The sequence below is a fragment of the Ruegeria sp. AK11 genome, assembly GCF_056541095.1.
Map to the genome: position 1 here is coordinate 1,306,453 of NZ_JBQFXU010000001.1, position 19,189 is coordinate 1,325,641.

Consider the following 19,189-nt stretch of genomic DNA (forward strand, 5'->3'; position numbering starts at 1 on the left):
CAACCCTGCCGGTCACATGAACGTGGCCAGTCATCACCTGCTCGCGGGGCTTAACCTGCGGGCCGTAAAGGATAATTTTTTGTTCGACTTCGATATGCTCGGCCTCGCGCCGACACTGAACGACGCGTTGAAACGCGCCAATTTCACACAACCCACCCCGATTCAGAACCAAGCCATTCCGCTGGCCCTGAACGGGCATGACATCCTCGGGCTGGCCCAAACCGGCACCGGCAAGACACTGGCCTTTGGCCTGCCCCTGATCGACCACCTGCTGGCGCAGCCCGGCAAGCCCGATCCCAAAACGGCCAAATCGCTGATCCTCGCCCCTACACGCGAGTTGGTGAACCAGATCGCCGACAGTTTGCGCACCCTCACCAAAGGAACAAAGCTGCGGGTCGCCACAGTTGTTGGTGGCCAGTCGATCAACAAACAAGTGATGTTCCTTGCCCGCGGCACCGATATTCTCGTCGCCACACCGGGCCGCCTGATTGACCTGATGGAACGGGGCGCTGTTGACCTTGGTTCGGTGCGCCATCTGGTATTGGACGAAGCGGATCAGATGCTTGACCTGGGCTTCATTCACGCTCTGCGTCGCATCGCGCCTGCACTGGGCACGCCCCGCCAGACCATGCTGTTCTCGGCCACAATGCCGAAACAGATGGAGGAGCTCAGCCGCGCCTATCTGAACAATCCTCAGCGGGTGCAAGTTTCGCCTCCGGGCAAAGCCGCAGACAAGATCACCCAGTCCCTTCACTTTGTTTCGAAACCCGGAAAACCGTCGAAACTGCGCGAAATCCTTTCGCAGGACGCGGATGCTCTGACGCTGGTCTTCACCCGCACAAAACACGGCGCTGAGCGGCTGATGAAAGGGCTGGTGGACGACGGTTTCAACGCGGCGTCCATTCACGGGAACAAAAGCCAGGGCCAGCGCGACCGGGCGATCAAGGCCTTCCGCGCAGGTGAGGTGAACATACTGGTCGCCACCGACGTTGCCGCGCGTGGCATCGACATCCCTGGCGTCGCCTATGTCATCAACTTCGACCTGCCCGACGTGCCCGACAATTACGTCCACCGAATCGGGCGCACCGCCCGTGCCGGGCGCGAAGGCGAAGCGATTGCGTTCTGTGCACCGGAAGAAGTCGACCTGCTGCGTCAGATCCAGAAGCTGATGAAAATTGAAATCCCCGTCACAAGCGGCACCATGCCGGAAGGGGTCGAGGTTCAGCAACCTGCACGTCGTCAAAACAACCGCCGTCGCGGGTTCAAGCCCAAACCGGCCAACGGCGATGCGAAACCGTCCAGCGGCAGACGGCGCCGTCCCAACAAAAGACGCTCAGCCGCCTAAGGACTGAAGAGGCTGCCAAAGAAAACGCCGACGCCAGTTGCTATACCGGCGTCGGCGTTTTTTGTTAGCTAAACCAGCAACCCGCCGGGTTTAATTCCCCGAGCTCTGCTGTTCCTCGATCTCGCGCCATTTGGCAACGTTACGATTGTGCTCCTGCAGGGTTTCTGCAAACGCATGCCCGCCCGAGCCGTCGGCGACGAAGAACACATAGTTGGTGTCATCTGGCGCAACCGCAGCTTCAAGACTCGCCAGACCCGGATTTGCAATCGGCGTCGGGGGCAGCCCATCAATCTGATAGGTGTTCCAAGGTGTCGGACGGTTCAATTCGCTGCGCCGCAACCCGCGACCCAATGTGCCCTGCCCCTTAGTCACGCCATAGATGACGGTCGGATCGGTTTGCAGCCGCATCCCCTGTTTAAGGCGGTTCACAAACACACTGGCGACTTGGCCGCGTTCCTCCGGAACACCGGTTTCCTTTTCGATGATAGACGCAAGGATCAGCATCTCTTCCGGACTGTCCAGCGGCAACCCGCCTTGGCGGCTTTCCCAAACCGCGTTGATCCGCAGTTGTTGCTTGTCCTGCATGGCCTCCAAAATCGCATTGCGATCCTGTCCGACCACAACATCGTAACTGTCCGGGGCCAACATGCCCTCAGCCGGGATCTCGGTCACCTCACCTGACAGCGCTTCGAATAATTTAAGGGCCTCGACCACCTGCCACGAGGTCACACCTTCGGCCAGTGACACGCGATAGCGCGTGTCAGCCTCGTTGCGCTTCTCGGTATAGGCATCAGGCGTTTCTTCCTCTGCCGCATCAAATGAAGCAATCTCGACAAAATCCAATGTCGCTGGATCCAGTTCTCGCACGCGGGTTTGGGTTCGCGTTACACCGATACGGTATTCGATTTCCGACCCACAAGTGCTGGCACCGCTGCTGGTGATTTCTTCGATGATCTGCGCCATAGACGCGCCTTCGCGCACCAGAAAGCTGCCCGCTTTCAACCGCTGCGCCTGATCGGTATAGTCAGCGGCCATCCGAAACAGAATTGAACTGCGAATGGCACCCTGGTCTTCCAGATCGCGACTAACACGTGTCATATTCGAACCGCTTTTGACCTGAAGGCAAATCGCGGTTTCAAGCGGGCCTTCGGCCTTGTACTGCGACTGTCCCCACAGGATCAGACCGCCCACCAGAAACAGGCCGACCACCAGGATGGTCAGCGCATTCGAAGCGATGGCCCGCCACATTTAACTGACCTTTCCGAAGATCACGCTGGCATTGGTTCCGCCAAACCCGAACGAGTTCGACAACGCCACGTTAATCTCACGCTCGCGCTTGGCGTTGGGGGCAAGATCAATCGGGGTTTCAACTGCCGGGTTGTCCAGGTTGATTGTTGGCGGTGCGACCTGATCGCGGATCGCCAGGATTGAGAATATCGCCTCAATCGCACCCGCAGCACCCAGCAAGTGACCGGTTGCCGACTTGGTCGAGCTCATCGTCGCATTCCCGGCATGCTCGCCCAACAGGCGCTCAACCGCGCCCAGTTCGATCGTGTCCGCCATGGTCGAGGTGCCATGCGCGTTGATGTAATCCAGGTCTTTTGGCTCCAGCCCGGCGCTGCGCAACGCCGCCCTCATGGAACGTTCGGCCCCGTCGCCATCCTCGGACGGGGCGGTGATGTGATAGGCGTCGCCCGACATACCATAGCCCAGAACTTCGGCGTATATCTTGGCACCGCGCGCCTTGGCGTGCTCGTAATCTTCCAGAACCACGATGCCAGCGCCCTCGCCCATAACGAAACCGTCACGGTCCACGTCATAGGGTCGGCTGGCAGCCTTGGGATTATCTGCGTATTTGGTCGACAGCGCCTTGCATGCGTTGAACCCGGCGATACCGATCTCGCAGATGCAGCCCTCGCCGCCACCTGCCACCATGACATCCGCGTCACCCGCCCGGATGATGCGGCTGGCGTCGCCGATTGCGTGCGCCCCGGTTGAACATGCCGTCACGACCGAGTGGTTCGGCCCTTTGAACCCGTGGCGGATTGATACCTGACCCGAGGCCAGGTTGATCAGTGCGCCCGGAATGAAGAACGGAGATACCCGACGCGGACCCTTGTCGCGGATCAGGTTCGCGGTATTGGCAATCGATCCCAGACCACCAATGCCCGAGCCGATCAGAACACCAGTACGCAGGCGCGATTCTTCGTCTTCCGGCAACCAGCCTGCATCCTTACAGGCCATTTCGGCGGCTGCGATGGAATACAGAATAAAGTCTTCGATCTTGCGCTGCTCTTTCAGCGGCATCCAGTCATCGGGATTGAAGGTCCCGTTGGTTCCGTCGCCGCGCGGCACCTCGCAGGCGTAGGTCGTTGTGACCCCGCTTGCCTCTGCATCGAAATGCGTGATTGGGCCTGCGCCGGACTCTCCGTCCAGCAGCCGCGACCAGGTTTCCTCGACCCCGCTGGCCAAAGGAGTGACCAATCCAAGACCGGTTACAACGACTCTGCGCATGAAGTGCCTCTTGCCTGCTTCCTGTTATGAGAACCGCTCATACCCCGGCCCGGGGTGCGGGGGCAAGAGCAACGGTTCTTTCCGCCCCGGCGTTCTGCCGCCGAATGCCCAAGGAAACCGGAAATTCGGCGCTTGTCAAAACCGCCCTTTCGCGCGTTCAGCCGAAAGGGCGGAGTTGCTTACTGAAACTGCGCGACTGGCTCGTGGGCCGATTTGGCAGTTTCAAGTGCTTTGGCCAAGTCCAGTGTCTTGCGGAACAACGCGCGCCCGACAATCGCGCCCGAGATATTGGGGATGTATGCCAGCCGCGAGATATCGTCTGCCGTGCGCACGACACCGCTGGCAATCACCGGGGTACGCGAATGGTTTGCCAATCGCGAGATCAGACCCAGCTTTGCCTCGACATCTTCGATGTCGCTGTCGATATCGGTTACCACGATGGCGGCAAAAGGCGCATCACCGAACGCGTCAATAAAGGCTTCGGGCGTGAACGCACTTTGGCTGCGCCAGCCGTCAGTCATGACAAAGCCTTGCCAGACATCAACCGACAGCACGATCTGATCCGGGTGCAGCTTGGCCAGATCCTTGACCAGGTTCGGTTCACGCGCAGCAAGCGTACCAACCACGATGCGACCCGCGCCCTTGTCGATCCAGCGCTCAATCTGCTCGCGCGAGCGCATGCCACCCGCCAACTGCACCGGAATCTCGGCCTTGCGAATGATATCTTCGACCAGCTGCGCGTTGGTATCCTTGCCCTCGATCGCGTCGAAATCCGTCAGGTGCATCCATTCGGCACCCGCCTCTGCCCAGCTCCGTGCGGTTTCTACCGGATTCACGTGCCAGATCATCGCTTCTTCCAGACGACCCTTGTCCAGCGAGACGCACCGGCCGTTCTGCAGTTCCATCGTGGGGTAAATCCTCATGAGCTTGGTCCTCCGCTCAATCGCTCTGAAAATCCCCGGCAGCATACATCCAGAAAGCCCGCCCGAAATCTCCGGGATCGGCACAGTTTGGCCATTTTGCGGCATACTGATTAAGTGGCGAATCTATGCGCGGGCTGGCGGTCCGTTGCGTCGTAACAAATGCACCGGGGTTTCATTATACACCCCTTCCCGCATCAGAACATAGCCAAGCTTCTTGGCGAGTTTCTGCGAAGACGTGTTGGACGCGTTTATCATCGCGACCAACGGTCCGGGAATCACCCGGTCAAACCAGTCATGCGCAGCCTTGGCAGCCTCGTATCCCAATCCCTGCCCCTGTGCTTCGGGGACCAGAACCCACCCTGCCTCGGGGAAGCCGTCGAAATCGTCGCCCATGCATCGGTTGCTATAGAAGAATCCGGCTTGCCCGATCAGCTTGCGATTCGATTGCTGCATTACGCCCCACTGACCAAAACCGGCCATCTGCCAATGCCCCGCATTACGCAGGAAAGAATCCCACGCTTCGCCACGCGATCGGGGAGAACCGCCGATATGCCGCACGACGCAAGGGTTACGCCAGATTTCCGCGAACCGGTCAAAGTCCTCTGGGCGCATAGCGCACAGCGTCAAACGCGCGGTATTTATCATCGGAGTGGATCTTATCATGCCCTGTCCACTTTGAGTTTTGCCTCAGTGGAAACAGTGCGCAGGCCACAATAGCCACGCAAGCCCGAAATTCGGCCGGGCATAAAAAAACGGCGCCCCCGTTGCCCGGAAGCGCCGATTTTAATCAGAAAGAAACGCTTAGGACGCTTCGCTGATGAACTTGACGGCGTCGCCAAAGGTCTGGATGGTCTCGGCTGCGTCATCGGGGATCTCGATGCCGAACTCTTCTTCGAAGGCCATGACCAGCTCAACAGTGTCCAGGCTGTCTGCGCCCAGATCGTCGATGAAGGACGCGTTTTCCACGACTTTATCTTCTTCAACACCCAGGTGCTCAACAACGATCTTCTTAACGCGATCTGCGACGTCGCTCATGTCTATTCCTCATTCCTTTACAGGGCGGTCCGCCCGATTCTGCCCTTGCCCGCACGGGTTGGCTTTGGTTTGCCCGTTTTGGGCGGTTTCGGTCCCGGCGAACCGGGAAATAGAAGGCCGACCTGAACGACCGGCCCCGCATAGATGCGCCGCCTATAGCATAGTCGACGCAAGAGGCAAACGCTTTCGCACTCGCCCCTGTCGCGCTCACAACATGGCCATACCGCCATTCACATGCAAGGTGCTTCCGGTAACATAGCCCGCTTCGGGGCTGGAAAGATACAGAACCGCAGCTGCAATTTCCTCCGGATCGCCCATGCGCCCGGCTGGAACCTTGAGCAACAGACCCTTTTTCTGTTCCTCGGTCAGTTTCTCTGTCATTGCCGTCGTGATAAATCCAGGTGCCACGGCATTCACAGTAATTCCGCGCGTCGCAACTTCGTGAGCCAAAGCTTTGGAAAACCCGATCATACCGGCCTTCGACGCGGCATAGTTCGCCTGCCCCGGATTACCGATTGCGGCCACCACGGACGAGACATTGACGATCCGGCCCCAGCGCGCCTTCATCATACCCCGGATCACCCCTTTGCACAGTTTCATGGTCGAGGTCATGTTCACATCAATGACGCTTTGCCATTCTTCATCAGACATGCGCATGAATAGGTTGTCGCGCGTGATTCCGGCGTTGTTTACAAGAATGTCCACCGATCCCATCGCCTCGGCCGCTTGCTTTGGCAACGCTTCAACGGCTTCCGGATCACTTAAGTTGCAAGGCAGAACATGTGCGCGTTCGCCCAGTTCGTCGGCCAGAGCCTGCAGCGGCTCAACGCGTGTACCGGACAATCCAACCGTTGCACCGGCGCCATGCAACGCACGTGCAATGTCGCCTCCGATACCCCCCGAAGCACCGGTGATCAGCGCATTCTTACCTGTTAAATCAAACATTCGGTTTCCCTCTTGCTGCGTCGGCTACAACGCAAATTCTGCTTACGATTCGGCCTGAATGGCCTTTTGAACATCTTCCGGTGTGCCCACAGCCTTACCCGCGATTTCGCGATCGATCTTGCGGATCATACCGGACAGCGCTTTGCCAGCGCCGATTTCCCATGTTTCGGTCACGCCTTGTGCCGCCATATATTGCACGCTTTCCCGCCAGCGAACCGAACCTGTCACCTGCTCGACCAGCAATTGACGGATCAGATCCGGATCGCTGACAGCCTCGGCGCGCACATTAGCCACCAAAGGTATGACAGGGGCCTTAATTTCGACGGCAGCAAGCGCTTCTGCCATTACATCTGCAGCAGGTTTCATCAGCGCGCAGTGAAATGGAGCACTTACAGGCAACATAACAGCACGTTTTGCGCCTTTTTCCTTGGCGATCTCGGCTGCGCGCTCGACAGCCGCTTTTGAACCCGACACGACGACCTGCGTGGGATCGTTGTCATTTGCGGCCTGACAGACCTCGCCCTGTGCGGCTTCTTCCGCCACAGCGCGCACGGCCTCCAGATCCAGCCCCAGAATGGCGGCCATGGCCCCCTCGCCCACGGGTACGGCGCTTTGCATGGCCTGACCACGGGTGCGCAACAGACGCGCTGTATCTGCAACAGACAAGGCACCCGCCGCGGCCAGGGCCGAGTATTCACCCAGCGAATGCCCCGCCACAAAAGCCGCCTTGCTGACTGATACGCCTTCGGCTTCCAAAGCGCGCATGGCTGCCATCGATGTTGCCATCAACGCGGGTTGGGCATTCTGGGTCAGTGTCAGGTCAGCAATATCGCCGTCCCAGATCAGGCTGCTCAACTTCTCGCCCAACGCGTCGTCCACCTCATCGAAGACGGCCTGAGCTGCCGGGTAGGCCTCAGCCAGAGCTTTGCCCATACCTATGGTCTGGGCGCCTTGCCCCGGGAAAACGAACGCGAGTGTCATTGCAACCTCATGGATGGTGTCAGGTTGCGGCGGGGTGTAAACTGACTGACCGTCTGGCACAAGTATTGCCTGCTTTCTGCATTCTGGCACCTTTTGTGTGCACCCGCGCTCACTTGTGTCTGTTTCATCCGGCTTTACCTTGGGCACACCCTAGAATCCCGGAGCGCCCGACATATGCAATCGACCAATTCCTTTTCAAGCTACGGCAGCATCGCAAAGACGTTTCACTGGCTGACCGCGTTGCTGATCTTCACAGCTTTGCCCCTCGGCTGGGTCGCAGACAATCTGGCGCATGCGGTATTACACTCGGCAACTGCCCCTACCGAGGTGGAAATTGCCCGCGCCGCGCGCGTGTTCTCGTTGCACAAGACCGTCGGGGTCACCGTGTTCTTCGTGGCATTGGCCCGCATTCTTTGGGCGTTCTCGCAAACCAAGCCCGGCCTTCTGAATGCTGACAACAAGCCCGAAGCCTTCGCCGCTGAAACCGTCCACTGGCTGCTTTACGGATCGCTGGTCCTTGTGCCGCTGACCGGTTGGATTCACCACGCCGCGACCGAAGGCTTTGCCCCAATCCTTTGGCCCTTCGGCCAAAACCTGCCTTTTGTACCGAAATCCACCGCCGTGGCCGAGGTTACAGGGGTTCTGCATTGGCTTTTCATGTGGGTTCTGGTTGTTTCCCTTGTCCTGCATGTCGCAGGTGCGCTGAAACATCACGTCATAGACAAGGACAGCACATTGCGCCGGATGTTGCCGGGCCTGTCTGATGTGCCGGAACCACCACATCAAACCCATTCACTGATTCCAGCCGTCGCCGCACTGGCGGTCTGGGGCGTCGTCGTCACCGGTGGCTGGGCAACTGGAAAGCTTGCCCAAAACGTTGAAGAAACCCCGGATGTCCAACTGGCCGAGGTTCAATCTGAATGGCAGGTTCAGAACGGCACGCTGTCGATTACCATTTCGCAACTGAACAGCCCCGTTACGGGTACGTTTTCCGACTGGACGGCAGCAATTGCCTTTGACGAGCCCGCAGGCCCGGGATTGGCGGGATCTGTCGATGTCACGATAGCCATCAGCTCGCTTAGTCTTGGAACCGTAACCGATCAGGCCATGGGACCGGATTTCTTCGACAACGCCCGGTTCCCGACTGCTCAGTTCAAAGCCGACCTTTATAAAACCGAAAATGGTTACGAGGCGCGCGGTCCGCTTACAATTCGCGACAAGTCGATCGATGTCGTTTTGCCCTTCTCGCTGGATCTTCAGGGCGACACAGCCACCATGGCGGGCACAATCGAGCTTAACCGGCTGGAGTTTGATGTAGGCACATCGCAGCCTACCGAAGACTCGCTGGGCTTTACCGTCGCAGTATCCGTAGAACTCACAGCGGCACGCGGTCAGTAAGGCAAAAAAAACGCCGGTGATTTGATCACCGGCGTTTTTCTGTTCGTGATTCTGTGATTACTCGGCTTTTTGTGCCTCGACCGAAATCTGGATTTGCACTTCGTCGCTGACAAACGGTGCAAACTGACCCAGGTCGAACTCGCTACGGACAAGCGTTGTTGTCGCGTTGAAACCAGCCCAGGGCTTGTTTGCCATCGGGTGGGTGTCAGCCTTGTTGAGCTTTGCGTCCAGAACAACCGATTTGGTCACACCGTTCATCGTCAGATCGCCGGTGATGTTCGCGGTGTTTTCACCAGTCACCTCGATTCCTGTCGAAGTAAAGGTGATCAAATCTCCTTCGGCCGCGCCAAAGAAATCCTCGGTCATGAAGTGATCTTCACGGGGTTTCCAGCCGGTAAACATCTCCAAAACGGGCATCGACACACTCACGCTCGAAGCGGCGGGGTTTTCCTGGTCGAACATGATCTCGCCTTCAAAGCCGGAAAACATGCCAGTCGTGGTTGAAAACCCAAGGTGGTCATAGCTGAAAATGACTTGGCTGTGGCTGGGATCCAACACGTATTTCTCGGCGCTGGCGAATGCCGTTGTCGCTGATACGGCCAATGCAGCAGCAAGAAGGGTGGATTTCATATCAATCTCCGCGGTTTTGTGAATGCAGTCCGTCAGGACTGCTTGAATACAAAATGTGCCGCCCAAGGGCGGCACACAACCTTTTTTGATTCACAACTTCTGTTCTTTTTTGAACAGAATAAAAATCAACCGAAAATTGTTACGCTTTTGCTGAGCTGCCCTTTCAGCGCCCGGCTGACATCCGCCGATTCAAGCGGCAGCTTCATCAAAAGACTTCCGTCCACGTCAAACAGGTGAACCTCATTCTCTTCAAAACGCGCCCCACCCAGCGAGTCATAGCTGCGGCGCAGGACAGTCTGAGGGCGTCCGTCTTCGTTCTTTTGCAATACCCGGACTTCGCGGCGGATCGGGTCGAAATAGGCGTCAGGGCGCGGGTCGAAAACCTCGATTGTCAACAAGGCGACGCCAACGACCAGAAACAGCATGGATGCCGCCATCTTGATCGGCCAAACATCTGCGCCAACGACCGATCCGGGCATCAACCACATTGAAAACGCGGAAACGATCAAAAACGCCCCGACCATCCGCGCCAGTATCAGGCGGGCCTTCCAGTTCGGTGCAAATGTGATCATTACCGGCACCGAATTCTCAAAGCGCGAGCCGGCAACGTTTTCCTGATATGCGTTTGTGTTAGTAGCGGTCATAACGCGTCACCCTTTTAAGGTTACTTTCGAAATTCTGTTGGTCCGGTTGATGCCCGGTATGCAAAACAACTTTGAGCCGAAAAGCGTCAGCAATTGGGCGACCCAAAGGAATTTGGGCGGCGTCTAAGAGGCATGTGTGGCAGGGCTTGCCCTTGCGGCTCAGATGTGTATACGGGGCCATCCTTCGCAGTCGTATGAAACGCGCAGCCTCTCGTGGCAGGGTCGCGAAGGAACGTTTGGCCCCGCCTATGAAATGCGCCTTGATATAAACAGGAGTGCACATGCCACTGTATGAGCATGTAATGATCGCGCGTCAGGATCTGTCCAACGCGCAGGCGGAAAGCCTCGTCGAACATTTCGGCACCGTTCTGGCTGACAACGGCGGCAAGCTGGTTGACAGCGAGTACTGGGGCGTCAAGACGATGGCCTACAAGATCAACAAAAACCGCAAGGGCCACTATGCCTTTCTGAAAACCGATGCCCCCTCGGGCGCGGTACAGGAAATGGAACGCCTGATGCGTCTGCATGAAGATGTCATGCGCGTTCTGACCATCAAGGTCGACGGCCACGAAGATGGTCCGTCGGTTCAGATGCAGAAGCGCGACGAACGTGGCGAACGCCGCGAGCGCCGCTGATCAACGCCTGAGAAAAGGACTATAACCCATGGCCGCAAAACCATTTTTCCGCCGCCGCAAGGTCTGCCCGTTCTCGGGTGAAAATGCGCCGAAAATCGACTACAAAGACACCCGTCTGCTGCAGCGCTACATCTCTGAGCGTGGCAAGATCGTGCCTTCGCGCATCACTGCCGTTTCGGCGAAAAAGCAGCGTGAACTGGCCCGTGCTATCAAGCGCGCTCGCTTCCTCGCCCTGCTGCCCTACGCTGTGAAGTAAGGAGAGACTGACATGCAAGTTATCCTGCTGGAACGCGTTGCGAAACTGGGTCAGATGGGCGACGTCGTTGACGTCAAGCCTGGCTATGCCCGCAACTTCCTGCTGCCCCAAGGCAAAGCCCTGAGCGCATCGGACGCCAACATCGCGTCGTTCGAAGCCCAGAAAGCGCAGCTTGAGGCCCGCAACCTGGAAACCAAGAAAGAAGCTGAAGCACTGGCTGAAAAGCTGGACGGTCAGCAGTTCATCGTGATTCGCTCGGCATCGGATGCCGGCGCTCTGTACGGTTCGGTCACCCCGCGTGACGCCGCTGACGCCGCAACCGACGCAGGTTTCACCGTCGACAAGAAACAGATTGTCCTGATCGCCCCGATCAAGGAACTGGGTCTGCACACTGTCGCCGTTAAACTGCACCCCGAAGTTGAAGTCGAAATCAAGATGAACGTGGCCCGTTCGGCAGAAGAAGCTGAACTGCAGGCTTCGGGCAAATCGATTCAGGAGCTGGCTGCTGAAGAAGAAGCCGCTGCTGAATTCGAGATCGCCGAACTGTTCGACGACATCGGCTCGGCCGCTTCGGATGATGATGACATGGTTGCCGACGCAGCACCGGTTGCGGAAGACGAAGCCAAAGCCTGATCCGGCTGCTTGTGAGTACTTAAAAGGCCGCGCCAAAGCGCGGCCTTTTCTTTTTCCCTTTGTGTTCACAGGTCGTACCGGCAAGTTTCAGCCCATTTTCCCGTGTACGCTTGAAGGCTCATTGTCGTTCCGTATCATTGCCGCCGAAATTCAGAGGACCGAAAAATGCTTGTTTATCTGCGCCAAAGTTTCCTGGCACTGTTTCTATTTGTGTCGTTGGTTGCCTGCGGGTCAGACCAGGTCTCCAAGGCGGGTACGCCACATTTTGACCCGCCGCTCCACCCGAATGAAACGCCCGAGCTGAGAGCTTCGATCAACAGATGGGCGGACCATTACGAGATTCCGCGGGAGCTGGTTCACAAGCTGGCCATTCGCGAAAGCACACACCGACCATGGGCCGTCAACCGGCCCTATTACGGCCTTCTACAGATCCTGCCAGCAACGGCGCGCTCGATGGGATACACCGGCAAAGCCGAAGGGTTGCTGGATGCCGACACCAACCTTGAGTTTGCAGGAAAGTACCTGCGCGGGGCGTGGATGCTTTCAGATGGGGATCAACGCAGGGCTATTTACCTGTACGCCAAAGGTTACTATCCAGAGGCAAAAGCCAAGGGAATGCTGGTCGAAACCGGGTTGAGACCGGCGCCCTGACGTCCATTGGCGTCAGAAATTGGCCGGAGTTGGCACTTGAAACTGAATAGTGACAAAAATGTTCTATTGGTTGTCGCAATATGCGGTATTGCACAGACAATTTAGACCTCTCCTTGTCATGTTTAGAAAAGTATGATGTTCTGACTTGGTGAGGTAAACGGGTTCCACTCTGTGTAATACGCATGCTCGACGACACCATCGGGCAGCAAGATGGGCCACAGCTGGTAGGCGCCACATGGAAATTGTCGATCTGAGCACCCTGCCGGATTCAGAAGTTCGATATACCGAATTTCTAAGGCAAATCTGTGAGAAGCATGACATGGATCATGCTGCCTATGCTGGTATGAATCCGGCGGCAGGAACTGTGGCTGGCTTTGTCACCTATGACGACGCCTGGACTGAGCACTACCAGAAACAGGGTCTGATCATGATTGATCCGACCATCCACATGGCTCGCCGCAGTATTGCGCCGGTGGACTGGAGCCGTCTGGAAAGAAGTCCGGACTTTCAACGCGTGTTCCGGGATGCTCATGATTTTGGCTTGCCTAGTCAGGGTGTTACGATCCCGGTACGCGGCCCTTACGGTGATATTGGCCTGCTGAGCGCTACCCGAAATTGCAGCAAGGAAGAGTGGCGTAAGCTTTACACGAACTTTATCGGCGATTTGCAGGCCATGGCCGTGCACATCCACGACAACGTCGTGTCCTCGGATCAGCTGACCGGCGCACTATATCATCCGACATTGTCCTCTCGCGAAGCGGAAATCCTGCAATGGGTCGCTGCAGGTAAGTCGCAGCAGGATATCGGCGATATTTTGTCGATTTCGCACCGAACCGTAGAAGTACACTTGCGTTCGAGCCGGGAAAAGCTTAGTGCGCTGACCACCCCTCAGGCCGTAGGGCGGGCGATAGCGATCGGGCTTATTACCCCGGGATAAACAAAAAAATCCCCAAATTCCGCCAAAATACGGGAATCCCCCAATAGAAAAATCCTTCGAGAGCGGTAACGTCAATATTACCGAACAACCACTCGAAGGGGGAAGAAATGATCATCGTGGTAGATGGCCTGAACAGACATATGTTCAGCGAAGTTCTTGACGAAATGTTCGAGTTGAGAGCACGTGTTTTTGGCGGACGTCTTGGATGGGACGTAAAGATCGAAGACGGTAAGGAAATTGATGAATTCGATCATCTGGACCCGGCATATGTAATCGGACTCGACGACGGGGGGAATGTCGTCGCAGCCGTGCGTGCCCTTCAGACCACAGGACCTCATATGTTGTCGGATGTGTTTTCGGCAATCCTTTGCGGGGAAGCACCACTTCGCAGCGCAACCATGTGGGAATCGACACGCTTCTGCGTGGACACGCAGCGTCTTACACGCGGCAAGGAAAAGAATTCTGTCTCTTATGCCACCTGCGAGCTGATGATCGGCTCTCTGGAATATGCCAAGAACGCAGGCATTCAGGATATCATCACCGTAATCGATCCGGTTATGGACCGGGTCCTGAAACGGTCGAACTGCGCGCCATATGACTATGTCGGCGAAACGGTTCCCATGGGGAAAGTTTCGGCACTGGCCGCGCTGTTGGATTGTACTGATGAACGCATCTCGGGCCTGCGTGAGTTTGCAGGCATCCATGAGAACGTCTTTATGGATGACGAAGAGGCACTGGCACTGTTTGCAGCCAAGAAGGCAGCAACCCAGAGCCCGGCCAATCAGGATCACAAGCCACTGACTGATCTTGAGAAGTATTTTGTGGAACAGATGAGCGCCGCAAGAAACGAAGCTGAACGCCAAGACGTTCTGAAGCTGATCGAAGCGCTCTCGGATACGTTCACACCAGAGCAGAAGATCGCTCTGCTAGATACCCCCCGTGCTTTTGCTCATGAGGCCTGACCCCCTCACCTCATAGACACAAAAGCCACCCATGCGGAGCCGTCTGATCTCAGGCGGCTCCGTTTTTTTTACCCCTCTCTTAGCAAAGAGGGAAGGAAGAGGACTATTCCTCTTCCAGTGCCTCAATGGCTTTTTGCAGGTCATCCTTGCTGACTTCCTTGTCGCTGACCTGCGCCAGCTCGAACACATAGTCGACAACCTTGTCTTCGAAGATCGGCGCGCGCAGTTGCTGCTGCATCTGAGCGTTCTGCTGCACGAACTCGAAGAACTGGCGTTCCTGGCCCGGGTACTGACGGGCCTGATTCATGATCGCCTGGGTCATCTCGGCGTCGGTGACTTCCACCTCTGCCTTTTGGCCCAGTTCAGCCAGCAACAGACCCAGACGCACGCGGCGTTCGGCCAGCTTGTTGTGCTCATCGGTGGGTTCGATCTCACCGTGGTCATGGCCGGTTACCTCGGGGTTTTCCTCGTGCCACAGCTGATGTGCAATCTGCTTGGCTTCGGCTTCAACCAGCGACGGCGGCAGGTCGAACGACACTTTCTCATCCAGCGCGTCCAGCAGGGCCCGCTTCATGACAGCGCGCGATGCACCTGCGTATTCTGCTTCCAGACGTTCCGAAATCTGAGTTTTCAGGGCGGCCAGATCCTCGGCGCCGAACTTCATCGCCAACTCATCGTTGATCTCCGCTGCAACCGGCTCTTTCACTTCCTTGATCGTGCAGGTGAAGACCGCGTCTTTTCCGGCCAGGTGTTCGGCACCATATTCTTCCGGGAAAGTCACGTTGACGTCTTTTTCTTCCTCGGCCTTCACACCGACCAGCTGGTCTTCAAAACCGGGGATGAAGCTGTTCGAGCCCAGAACCAGCGGGTAATCTTCCGCCGATCCACCTTCGAATTCTTCACCATCAACCTTGCCGACGAAATCGAACACGATCTGGTCGCCTTCCTTGGCTTTCGAACCCTTGCGGCGGGCTTTGAAGTCCTGAGCGGTTTCAGCCAGGTTGTTCAGCGCTTCCTCGACAGCGGCGTCATCCGCCTTGACGATCAGCTTGTCCAGCGCGACCGATTTCAGATCGACCTCAGGGATCGCGGGCAGCGCTTCGTAGGACATCGCGACCTCGATATCGTCGCCTTCTTTCCAGTCCTCGTTGGTCATCTTGACTTCGGGCTGCAGCGCGGGGCGGTCGCCGCTGTCCTCAAAATGCTTGTTCATCGCACCGTCGATGGATTCCTGCATCGCCTCGCCCAGCAGGCGCTGGCCAAACTGCTTTTTCAGCAGCGCCATCGGCACCTTGCCTTTGCGGAAGCCTTTCATTTCGATTTCCGGCTGTGCTTCGGTCAGCTTTTCATTGACCTTGTCGTCCAGTTCGGCTGCGGTCACAACGATGTTGTAGCCGCGTTTCAGACCTTCGTTCAGCGTCTCGGTAACCTGCATTTTGGTAGTCCCCATAGGATTCGGGGCGCGCAAAACGGGCGCGCCGGGCAAATTTGACGCCTTCTATTTGCCCTGCCGCCAACGTGCAAGGGGCAAAGGCTGAATCAACCTGGTTTTGGCAAAAAAGAACGCCCCGAAAACCGGGGCGTTCGTGTTGGCTCGCTGGAAGGCAATTAAAACTTCCAGCGCGCGCCCAGTACCCAGGCTTCGTTGTTTTCGAACGACGTTCCGTCATCGAAATCGTGGTTGCGATACTTCAGATAAACATCGGTATTGATCGCTTCGACCTTCTGCACGACAGCGATACCCCATGCCTTGGTGTCGGACCCGTTGGTCTCGAAATCCGCGCCGTCATAATAGTCGATGCCGACACCTGTCTTACCCCAGGATACCCAGTTCCCCTCGTACGAGACCTTGCCGTACCAGTAATTCGGGTCCGTCTGGCCAGCTCGGTCATCGTCACGCGTGCCGCCGGCAATCGTGAACCCCAGACCGCTGGGCAACAGCACCGAGGCCGAACCGATTGTATCCTTGCGATCTCCTGAATTGTCATCCCGCTCCCGCACCGAATACGCGACAGCTGCCGCAAACTCTACACCGCCTACAAAGGTGTTTTCATAGAACACGCCGACATCGTAGTAGTCATCATCGTCACTGCTGGACAGAATGTTCTGACCATATGCAAAAGCGGCCGAGAATCCGTTAACCGTTGGAGTGTCATACCGGACGCGCCCACGACGTGAGCCATCAAAGTTGCTGGAACTGTCACCAACCGTAATACCGCTCAGCACACCGTTTGTGCCGCGATAGAAAAAGCCAGAGTTCTCATCGTTTGTAAACGAATACAGCGCGGTGCCGACATAGGACAGGTCCACTTCTGCAGCACCATCTGCCGCCATGCTGCCCTGACCTGCCGAGAACTTGCCGTAGCTGCCCTTCAAGGCAAAATCCACAAACCGGATATCGTCGCGGGTCCAGCCGCTAAAGTTTGTACCGTTCTGGTTCCATTCAGTCGAGTTCGGCAAGCCCAACGCCGATTCCAAGCGGAAGGTAAACTCGTTCTGGCCAAATGGCTGCATCAGACGCAGGCCAACCCGGCTGTTCGACAGATCGTTGTCGAGGACTCGGGTCTCGGTATCTTGGCCGTCATCAACCGAAATCAAGGCCGGGTTTAACTGCCCGTAAAGCAGCACATAGCCGCCGCTGTTATTTTCGTATTTCAGCTCTGCGGCTGCCGGAACAGCGACCGTGGCAGTCAGAAAGGCGGCAACCGATATCTTTTTGATATTTGGGGTCATTTCACTCACCATAGTTGGTTCGGGGTTCAGATACTGCCCATTTGTTTACTGAATCCGAGCGTTCCAGTGGTCTGCGCCTTGTCTTACGCAAGAATTGTATTTTAGCAACAGAACATACAAAGAATTTTGCTATTTTATATTATTTTTCATTAACTTACAAGATATAACCCCAGCGCGTACTGGCAGCTTGCAAACGATTAGTGATGCCTGCCTATGCACCTGGCAAATATGCGGTATGCATCTGCGCACATCTTGACAGCGAAAACATGCCATTCTGACAGAGCCTGAGCTGCTTTCTGCCCAAAATAACTAGATATTCAGCTGTTTGAAAACATCGGGCAACTGCTCAGGCAGATCCTCGGCGATCAATCCCGGCCCGAAACGACGCGCGCATTCCACGTGCAGCCACGCTGCTGTCTCAGCCGCCGCCATCGCATCGAATCCCCGCGCCAGTAGCCCGGCGATGTAACCGGCCAACACATCGCCTGACCCGGCGGTTGCAAGCCAAGGGGCTGCGCGATCATAGCACGCGGCATTGATCGAACATCGCCCGTCCGGGGCAGCAACGACTGTATCCGGCCCTTTGAACAACACGATGCATCCCGCGCGCGCCGATGCCTCTCGCGTTGCGTCCACCTTGGAATAGGCGGGGCCTCTGACCGGCGTTTCGCTCAGCTTCTCCGCCAGATCGGGAAACAGCCGTGCAAACTCACCGCCATGCGGGGTCAGAACGCAGCGGTCATGCAGCATTTCAAACAAGTTTCCGGGATCGCCCGCAAATGCCGTCAGCGCATCCGCATCCAGAACCGTCGCACGTTTCGCAATCAGGGAGACCGGCACCAGGTCCCGGGCTCGCTCCAACCCCAGACCAGGGCCAAGACAAAGGGCGTTCATCCGCACGTCCTGCAGTACGTCTGACAGCATTTGAGACCCATCAACGCACTGTAGCATGAGGGCGGTGATCCGGCTCGCAACCTCTGCTAAAGCCAAGGATGGCACCCCCAGCGTCACCAACCCTGCCCCAATCCGCAACGCCCCCCGCGCGGCCAGTCGCGCCGCACCTGTCTTGCCGGGCCCACCCGAAAGGATCAGGGCATGCCCATGGGTGTATTTGTGCTCATTCATACTCTTACCAAGGCAAACCCCAGGCAGATTATCCACAGCCTTCGAAATCTCGTCGCCCCCCGCATCCTGCCTCAACCCGATATCTTTCGTGACAACATGTCCGCAAAAATATGGTCCCTCACTCAGCACGTGGCCAAGCTTTCTCGAATGAAACGAAACCGTAAGTGCTGATCGTGCACAGCGACGTCCATGCTGAGGGAAAAGTACTCCCACGACTTTACCTGAGTCTGCGCAAAGACCTGAAGGAACGTCTATCGCGACCGTGCGTGGAGGAACTATGTGCGTACCTCCATCCTGACGCCGCAACTCCCATGCCGTCTCTGCGTCATCATATGCCCAAAGAACTTCCCATAGCCTCACATCTTCAATCGATCTTGTTAGACCGGTCCCAAACAATGCGTCGATGAGAATATCCGGATAAAAGATTCTGCCCCGTGCGATCTCAGATACATCCTTTGCCGAACCACCCCATCGCTCATAATTCACCCGGGCATCCGGCGGCAACTTTTCGGGATCGCCATACAGGAATACCTCAACCTTCCAGCCCAGTTCCCGCAAAAGCCGCGCCACGACAAACCCGTCACCGCCGTTGTTTCCGGGCCCGCACAACACAACAGCGCGCAGCGGATCTTCTTCATCTTTTGCCAAATACTCCGGGGAGCGCGAGGGGCCGGCCCCTCGCCTGACCAGCTCTGGCCATTCCTCAAAGATCGCCTCGACAACGCCTTGCCCTGCCCGCTCCATCAGGTCCAAGCCCGTAACATCACCGGATTCGATAGCCGCGTGCTCAATGGCTCTCATCTGCGCTGCTGTCAGCAATTCCGTCATATCACACCTTCGCA

At 57.0% G+C, this 19,189-nt stretch carries 20 protein-coding genes; 8 read left to right on the forward strand and 12 right to left on the reverse strand.

The genetic code is table 11. From position 1 onward, the window contains the following. The first annotated feature begins 79 nt into the window (after positions 1-79). A complete protein-coding gene (locus ACR0D9_RS06580) occupies positions 80-1,345 on the forward strand; it encodes a DEAD/DEAH box helicase (RefSeq protein WP_480538251.1) in 1,266 nt (421 codons plus the stop codon). 90 nt (positions 1,346-1,435) lie between these two features. Here the strand turns inward: ACR0D9_RS06580 and mltG are convergent, their stop codons facing one another. From mltG to fabD, 7 genes are all read right to left on the reverse strand, one after another. Continuing rightward, a complete protein-coding gene (gene mltG, locus ACR0D9_RS06585) occupies positions 1,436-2,593 on the reverse strand; it encodes an endolytic transglycosylase MltG (RefSeq protein ID WP_480538126.1) in 1,158 nt (385 codons plus the stop codon). Continuing rightward, complete coding sequence (gene fabF, locus ACR0D9_RS06590) at positions 2,594-3,859, reverse strand: beta-ketoacyl-ACP synthase II (RefSeq protein ID WP_480480393.1); 1,266 nt, start codon at positions 3,857-3,859, stop codon at positions 2,594-2,596. It abuts the gene before it with no gap. A gap of 179 nt (positions 3,860-4,038) precedes the next feature. Next, on the reverse strand, positions 4,039-4,782 hold the full coding sequence (locus tag ACR0D9_RS06595; RefSeq protein WP_480480391.1) for a 1-(5-phosphoribosyl)-5-[(5-phosphoribosylamino)methylideneamino]imidazole-4-carboxamide isomerase: 744 nt from the start codon (positions 4,780-4,782) through the stop codon (positions 4,039-4,041). Positions 4,783-4,905: 123 nt separating this feature from the next. Further along, complete coding sequence (locus tag ACR0D9_RS06600; protein ID WP_267364575.1) at positions 4,906-5,445, reverse strand: GNAT family N-acetyltransferase; 540 nt, start codon at positions 5,443-5,445, stop codon at positions 4,906-4,908. Positions 5,446-5,583: 138 nt separating this feature from the next. After that, positions 5,584-5,817, reverse strand: a complete 234-nt coding sequence (locus ACR0D9_RS06605) for an acyl carrier protein (protein WP_050602116.1) — start codon at positions 5,815-5,817, stop codon at positions 5,584-5,586. Positions 5,818-6,024: 207 nt separating this feature from the next. Further along, a complete protein-coding gene (fabG, locus tag ACR0D9_RS06610) occupies positions 6,025-6,762 on the reverse strand; it encodes a 3-oxoacyl-[acyl-carrier-protein] reductase (RefSeq protein WP_480485277.1) in 738 nt (245 codons plus the stop codon). A 42-nt stretch (positions 6,763-6,804) separates the two neighbouring features. Further along, on the reverse strand, positions 6,805-7,743 hold the full coding sequence (gene fabD, locus ACR0D9_RS06615) for an ACP S-malonyltransferase (RefSeq protein ID WP_480538128.1): 939 nt from the start codon (positions 7,741-7,743) through the stop codon (positions 6,805-6,807). A 174-nt stretch (positions 7,744-7,917) separates the two neighbouring features. Here fabD and ACR0D9_RS06620 point away from each other — a divergent pair, with 174 nt between their 5' ends. After that, complete coding sequence (locus tag ACR0D9_RS06620; RefSeq protein ID WP_480538130.1) at positions 7,918-9,141, forward strand: cytochrome b/b6 domain-containing protein; 1,224 nt, start codon at positions 7,918-7,920, stop codon at positions 9,139-9,141. Between the two features lie 57 nt (positions 9,142-9,198). Here the strand turns inward: ACR0D9_RS06620 and ACR0D9_RS06625 are convergent, their stop codons facing one another. Further along, the gene (locus ACR0D9_RS06625; protein ID WP_209503563.1) at positions 9,199-9,771 is read right to left on the reverse strand and encodes a YceI family protein; all 573 of its coding nucleotides are present in this window, start codon (positions 9,769-9,771) and stop codon (positions 9,199-9,201) included. Between the two features lie 125 nt (positions 9,772-9,896). Further along, entirely contained in the window at positions 9,897-10,415 is a 519-nt protein-coding gene (locus tag ACR0D9_RS06630; RefSeq protein WP_209596809.1) for a hypothetical protein, read from the reverse strand. 281 nt (positions 10,416-10,696) lie between these two features. On the opposite strand from ACR0D9_RS06630, the gene rpsF reads away from it, so the two are divergent. From rpsF to ACR0D9_RS06660, 6 genes are all read left to right on the forward strand, one after another. Beyond that, the gene (gene rpsF / locus ACR0D9_RS06635) at positions 10,697-11,050 is read left to right on the forward strand and encodes a 30S ribosomal protein S6 (protein WP_209503558.1); all 354 of its coding nucleotides are present in this window, start codon (positions 10,697-10,699) and stop codon (positions 11,048-11,050) included. 28 nt (positions 11,051-11,078) lie between these two features. Then, on the forward strand, positions 11,079-11,306 hold the full coding sequence (gene rpsR, locus ACR0D9_RS06640; RefSeq protein ID WP_005608650.1) for a 30S ribosomal protein S18: 228 nt from the start codon (positions 11,079-11,081) through the stop codon (positions 11,304-11,306). 12 nt (positions 11,307-11,318) lie between these two features. After that, positions 11,319-11,939 carry a 50S ribosomal protein L9 gene (rplI, locus tag ACR0D9_RS06645; protein ID WP_480485272.1) on the forward strand — a complete coding sequence of 207 codons (621 nt, stop codon included), beginning with the start codon at positions 11,319-11,321 and terminating at the stop codon, positions 11,937-11,939. 165 nt (positions 11,940-12,104) lie between these two features. Then, complete coding sequence (locus ACR0D9_RS06650) at positions 12,105-12,590, forward strand: transglycosylase SLT domain-containing protein (protein ID WP_480485271.1); 486 nt, start codon at positions 12,105-12,107, stop codon at positions 12,588-12,590. A 235-nt stretch (positions 12,591-12,825) separates the two neighbouring features. Next, the gene (locus ACR0D9_RS06655; RefSeq protein ID WP_267364591.1) at positions 12,826-13,527 is read left to right on the forward strand and encodes a LuxR family transcriptional regulator; all 702 of its coding nucleotides are present in this window, start codon (positions 12,826-12,828) and stop codon (positions 13,525-13,527) included. A gap of 107 nt (positions 13,528-13,634) precedes the next feature. Then, on the forward strand, positions 13,635-14,489 hold the full coding sequence (locus ACR0D9_RS06660) for an acyl-homoserine-lactone synthase (protein ID WP_480480382.1): 855 nt from the start codon (positions 13,635-13,637) through the stop codon (positions 14,487-14,489). Between the two features lie 103 nt (positions 14,490-14,592). Here ACR0D9_RS06660 and tig read toward each other — a convergent pair whose 3' ends face one another. The 3 genes from tig to ACR0D9_RS06675 form a co-directional block, all read right to left on the reverse strand. After that, a complete protein-coding gene (tig, locus tag ACR0D9_RS06665; protein WP_480476781.1) occupies positions 14,593-15,924 on the reverse strand; it encodes a trigger factor in 1,332 nt (443 codons plus the stop codon). 173 nt (positions 15,925-16,097) lie between these two features. Continuing rightward, positions 16,098-17,222 carry a porin gene (locus ACR0D9_RS06670; protein WP_480480378.1) on the reverse strand — a complete coding sequence of 375 codons (1,125 nt, stop codon included), beginning with the start codon at positions 17,220-17,222 and terminating at the stop codon, positions 16,098-16,100. A 309-nt stretch (positions 17,223-17,531) separates the two neighbouring features. Then, a complete protein-coding gene (locus ACR0D9_RS06675) occupies positions 17,532-19,175 on the reverse strand; it encodes an NAD(P)H-hydrate dehydratase (protein WP_480538132.1) in 1,644 nt (547 codons plus the stop codon). Between the last annotated feature and the right edge of the window lie 14 nt (positions 19,176-19,189).

Coding starts and splice junctions, on each gene's coding strand:
- ACR0D9_RS06595 (WP_480480391.1), bottom strand. CDS start 4,782: ATGAGGATTTACCCCACGATGGAACTGCAGAACGGCCGGTGCGTCTCG.
- ACR0D9_RS06650 (WP_480485271.1), top strand. CDS start 12,105: ATGCTTGTTTATCTGCGCCAAAGTTTCCTGGCACTGTTTCTATTTGTG.
- ACR0D9_RS06655 (WP_267364591.1), top strand. CDS start 12,826: ATGGAAATTGTCGATCTGAGCACCCTGCCGGATTCAGAAGTTCGATAT.
- fabF (WP_480480393.1), bottom strand. CDS start 3,859: ATGCGCAGAGTCGTTGTAACCGGTCTTGGATTGGTCACTCCTTTGGCC.
- ACR0D9_RS06620 (WP_480538130.1), top strand. CDS start 7,918: ATGCAATCGACCAATTCCTTTTCAAGCTACGGCAGCATCGCAAAGACG.
- tig (WP_480476781.1), bottom strand. CDS start 15,924: ATGCAGGTTACCGAGACGCTGAACGAAGGTCTGAAACGCGGCTACAAC.
- ACR0D9_RS06675 (WP_480538132.1), bottom strand. CDS start 19,175: ATGACGGAATTGCTGACAGCAGCGCAGATGAGAGCCATTGAGCACGCG.
- ACR0D9_RS06670 (WP_480480378.1), bottom strand. CDS start 17,222: ATGACCCCAAATATCAAAAAGATATCGGTTGCCGCCTTTCTGACTGCC.
- fabD (WP_480538128.1), bottom strand. CDS start 7,743: ATGACACTCGCGTTCGTTTTCCCGGGGCAAGGCGCCCAGACCATAGGT.
- ACR0D9_RS06630 (WP_209596809.1), bottom strand. CDS start 10,415: ATGACCGCTACTAACACAAACGCATATCAGGAAAACGTTGCCGGCTCG.
- ACR0D9_RS06605 (WP_050602116.1), bottom strand. CDS start 5,817: ATGAGCGACGTCGCAGATCGCGTTAAGAAGATCGTTGTTGAGCACCTG.
- rpsR (WP_005608650.1), top strand. CDS start 11,079: ATGGCCGCAAAACCATTTTTCCGCCGCCGCAAGGTCTGCCCGTTCTCG.
- rplI (WP_480485272.1), top strand. CDS start 11,319: ATGCAAGTTATCCTGCTGGAACGCGTTGCGAAACTGGGTCAGATGGGC.
- mltG (WP_480538126.1), bottom strand. CDS start 2,593: ATGTGGCGGGCCATCGCTTCGAATGCGCTGACCATCCTGGTGGTCGGC.
- ACR0D9_RS06660 (WP_480480382.1), top strand. CDS start 13,635: ATGATCATCGTGGTAGATGGCCTGAACAGACATATGTTCAGCGAAGTT.
- ACR0D9_RS06625 (WP_209503563.1), bottom strand. CDS start 9,771: ATGAAATCCACCCTTCTTGCTGCTGCATTGGCCGTATCAGCGACAACG.
- fabG (WP_480485277.1), bottom strand. CDS start 6,762: ATGTTTGATTTAACAGGTAAGAATGCGCTGATCACCGGTGCTTCGGGG.
- ACR0D9_RS06600 (WP_267364575.1), bottom strand. CDS start 5,445: ATGATAAGATCCACTCCGATGATAAATACCGCGCGTTTGACGCTGTGC.
- rpsF (WP_209503558.1), top strand. CDS start 10,697: ATGCCACTGTATGAGCATGTAATGATCGCGCGTCAGGATCTGTCCAAC.